Origin of the sequence: Segeticoccus rhizosphaerae (assembly GCF_005222685.1) — a bacterium.
GTDB classification, from domain to species: Bacteria; Actinomycetota; Actinomycetes; order Actinomycetales; family Dermatophilaceae; genus Segeticoccus; species Segeticoccus rhizosphaerae.
Genome location: NZ_SWMA01000076.1, coordinates 1 through 3531, shown reverse-complemented (window position 1 = coordinate 3531; position 3531 = coordinate 1). Strand labels below are relative to the sequence as shown.

5 protein-coding genes are annotated in these 3531 nt (G+C 64.5%); all 5 read right to left on the bottom strand.

The genetic code is table 11. The features are described from left to right. Positions 1–153: 153 nt before the first annotated feature. The 5 genes from crtI to FCN22_RS21265 all read right to left on the bottom strand — a co-directional run bounded on the left by crtI (position 154) and on the right by FCN22_RS21265 (position 3463). Positions 154–1023, bottom strand: coding sequence for a phytoene desaturase family protein (gene crtI, locus FCN22_RS21285; RefSeq protein WP_137123566.1), 870 nt, complete (start codon positions 1021–1023; stop codon positions 154–156). Next, entirely contained in the window at positions 1020–1868 is an 849-nt protein-coding gene (locus FCN22_RS21280; protein ID WP_137123565.1) for a phytoene/squalene synthase family protein, read from the bottom strand. The genes crtI and FCN22_RS21280 overlap by 4 nt, the downstream gene beginning before the upstream one ends. Before the next feature lie 98 nt (positions 1869–1966). Then, positions 1967–2260, bottom strand: a complete 294-nt coding sequence (locus FCN22_RS22630) for a polyprenyl synthetase family protein (RefSeq protein ID WP_162308299.1) — start codon at positions 2258–2260, stop codon at positions 1967–1969. A gap of 19 nt (positions 2261–2279) precedes the next feature. After that, entirely contained in the window at positions 2280–2978 is a 699-nt protein-coding gene (locus tag FCN22_RS21270) for a polyprenyl synthetase family protein (RefSeq protein ID WP_274381663.1), read from the bottom strand. A 131-nt stretch (positions 2979–3109) separates the two neighbouring features. Then, a complete protein-coding gene (locus FCN22_RS21265) occupies positions 3110–3463 on the bottom strand; it encodes a pyridoxamine 5'-phosphate oxidase family protein (RefSeq protein WP_137123562.1) in 354 nt (117 codons plus the stop codon). Positions 3464–3531: the final 68 nt, after the last annotated feature.

Here is a 3531-nt window from a genome sequence, read left to right as displayed (position 1 = left end):
CTTGGTCGCCGACACGCCCACCACCACCGCGGCCTGCTCAACCGTCAGGCAATCGCGGACCTGAGCCCAGAACCGATACTCCACCTCAACCGGCAACCGCGGACTACCCCGACGAGCACTCATCTGCACACCTCTCAACGCCAGGTGTTGCAGTCACCCCTTGAGGCCAAGGCCTTGTGCAGTGCGAAAACGCACCCCGGTCACCTCCGCCGCGCGGCGGTCTCCGCTCACCCACCGGCGCGGTCGGGACCTGGTGAGGATCTTCGTGGCACGAGACGAGGTGTGGACCCGGACTCCCTCTGTCTCCGCCAGTGCGGTCAACGACTCCACCAATTTCGTGAAGCCACCGCGGGGGTAGAACACACCGTCGACGAGGTCAAGGTGACTCATGAGGTGGTAGATGCTGGGTGCACGGGACGGCGACGTCCCGAGAAATACCGCGGGATAGCCGAGCACCTGGGCCAGGCGCTGGTCTTGGACGTAGCCTGCGATGAAGCGGTCTAGCGGTTGAACGAGCAACCGAGTCAACCGTCCCAGGCGACGGACCACATCAACGCGAAGCAACGGCAGCAGCGATTCGTACGTGGTGTAGAGAAAGCGCCGGATGGCCAAGTCGTACGTCGTGCGAGCAGACTCGAGGTAGGCGCTGAGCCGCTCGCCTGCCCCCGGTTCGACCCGATCGAACGCTGCCGAGACCGCCTCTTGTCCGGAGTGCACGTCCAGCGGCTGCGGGTCGTCCTCGAAGAACACCCGGTAGGCCGGATCCAACCGAATGAGTTCCAGTTGCTCTCCTGTAGTGGAGCCCAGGAGCTGGAAGAAGTGCTCGAAGACCTCGGGCATGAGGTACCAGGAAGGTCCGGTGTCGAAGCGGAATCCAGCGTGCGCCCACTGACCGACCCGGCCGCCGAGACTTGCGTTCTTCTCGTGCAGTTCCACGTCGAAGCCCTCGCGGGCCAACAGTGTGGCCGAGGCCAGCCCTGCGACTCCGCCACCGATGACGACCACCTTGCGGGGGCCGGTCATCGTGATCTCTGCCGGACACCGGCCATGAGACCCAATCTCAGTTTCGTAGGGCCGAGGACCCGTTCCCGTCGCTGCAGAAGTTGCTCAGCTGGCGTGTTGCGGAGCCGACTGGACAGTTCCATGAACACGGCGTGTGCAGCTGAGACAGCCCAACGGCTACTGTCGGGCAGCTGGAGGACGGCGCCTGCAGCGTGGTCCAGATCAGCGTCGATCTCGTCAAGCAGGCGGTGTTTGTCCATTTCGGTGAGATGTTGCGGATCGATGCCCGGGAAATAGCAGCGTCCACGTAGTAGGTAGTCCTCTCGCAGGTCACGCAGGAAGTTCACCTTCTGGAAGGCCGCGCCCAGTCGGCGTGCTCCGATCGCCAGTTCCTCGTAGGCGGCCACAGCATTCACATGCGAGACTGCCGTGGGCTTGACCGACGCGCCGTCCTGCCCGGGCGCCGCCAGGAATACGCGCAAGCACATCAGGCCGACCACTTCTGCCGATCCGTACACGTAAGTCCTGAAGCTGTCGGCATCGTGCTTGCGCACCGACAGGTCGGTGCGCATCGACCCGAAGAAGGGGGAGATCAGCCTCGGCTCGATGCCGCATTCACGAGCGGTCGAGGCGAACGCGTGCACGATGAGGTTGGCGCTGTAGCCGTGGGCCAAGGCGTCCTCGGTGTCCGCCTGCAGTCGGTCCAGCAGAACACCAGCGTGCTGGGGAAAGCGCACGCCGGTTTTTCCGTCCACGACCTCGTCGGCGAGGCGCACCAGTGCGTAGATGTTGCGCACATGGTCGCGCACCGGTCGCCGCAGGAGTCGCGAGGCCATTCCGAAAGATGACGAGTAGACGCTGATCATGCGTGCAGCAGCATCCTGCGCCACCGAGTCGTAGACGCCTTGGTGGTAGGGGTCGTTCGTCGCTGTAGCTCTCGCGTCCCGGACTATCGATCGCGACCTCACGCTGCGTCACTTCGCATCATGCGCTGTGTGAGTCGGCCGATCTCGGTCAGAAGGGACGGTTCGAGACCCACATGTTCCGCGGTGTCCACGGCTTGTTTGAGATAGTCCTCGGCCAAGTCTTCGACATACCGTCGTGAACCGCAGGCCTCCAGCAGATCACGGACGGTCGCGGCGGCGGCGGCGGTGAGGGCGGGGTCCCCGAGGTGCGGAGAAATCCTGTCCCAGGCGCTGGTGGTTCGAGCGTGCGCGATCAACGCGGTCATCTTTCCCTCGCGCAGGTCACTGAGCACGCTCTTACCGGTCTCGGCCTCATCGCCGAAGACGCCGCAGGTCGTCGACCAGCTGGAATCCGATGCCCGCCAGCCGACCCACCACCGCCAGCTGATCCACGGTTCCCTGCGGGGCTCCGGCAAGTACCGCCCCTGCTAGCAGCGGCAGTCGAAACGAGTACCAAGCGGTCTTCTGCTCAGCGATCGCGAGGACTTGCTCCATGGTGACCGTGGAACGGCAGAGGCTTGTGACGACGTCGTCGAGCTCACCCGCCGCGCTGACCCGGACGGCATCGTCCAGAAGGGCCAGCAACTGGCGGGTCGTCTCCTGGCTGGCCTCACACATCGCGATCTGTTGTATGGCGCTCGCGAGCGCGAGATCCCCAGCCAGGACGCCGGCGGCCACCCCGAGTGTGACCGCACCATCCTCACTGGCGCCGCGAGCGCGGGCTCGCTCGGTGAAGAAGCCTGAGACATTGCTGGATCCGCGTCGCACCACGTCCCGGTCGATGACGTCGTCATGGATCACGAAGGCGGTGTGCAACAACTCCAAAGCCGCCCCCACCTCGCATACGAGCTCCATATCCTTTCCGCCGAAGCAGTCGTACGACGCGAAAAGTAGTGCGGGCCGCAGCTTCTTGCCACCACGTCCCGCGTGACCCAGTTGGCGCCACAGCTCCTGAGCGTCAGCGCTTTGGCCAACCGCTCGGCGCAGTCCCTCTCCGACGAAGCGGTCCAACTCGTCGCGGAGCCCGCCGCGGTAGGTGGTTGCCATCTCGGCGGCACGCCTCCCAGGGAATCGGTTCGCTGCTTCGCCTCTCTCCGGCTCGTGCAGTCTTCCAGACGCGCCGCTCGGGAGCTGCCCTTCCCTCATGACAAACTCCCCATGGCGTGTTGGACGGTAATGAACAGCACTACGCGGTCCAGATTCGGTCGAGGGACACGAAACCGTTGCGCATAGACTTCTTCCGCGTCGCGGACGGACTCGTGATCCGTCAGCACCCGAGTCGTCCCTTCCACCGTGCACCAACGGCGACCATCGACCTGACAAACCGACGCCCAAGCGACATCGGTTGAGGCGATGACGTTGCGTACCTTCCGCGATCGGCGAGAGGCGAGAATCCGAACTGTCCCGTTTTCCGGGTCAAGCACCGGCGCGACTGGCACGGTGTGGGGCCGGCCGTCAGCTGTCAATGTCGTCAGTGTCGCGAGGTGTGTCGGCAACGCTCGAAAATGAGGCCGATGCGACGCTCGGAAACGAGGCCACCGGTTTGTTGAGTTCTAGTCTGCCG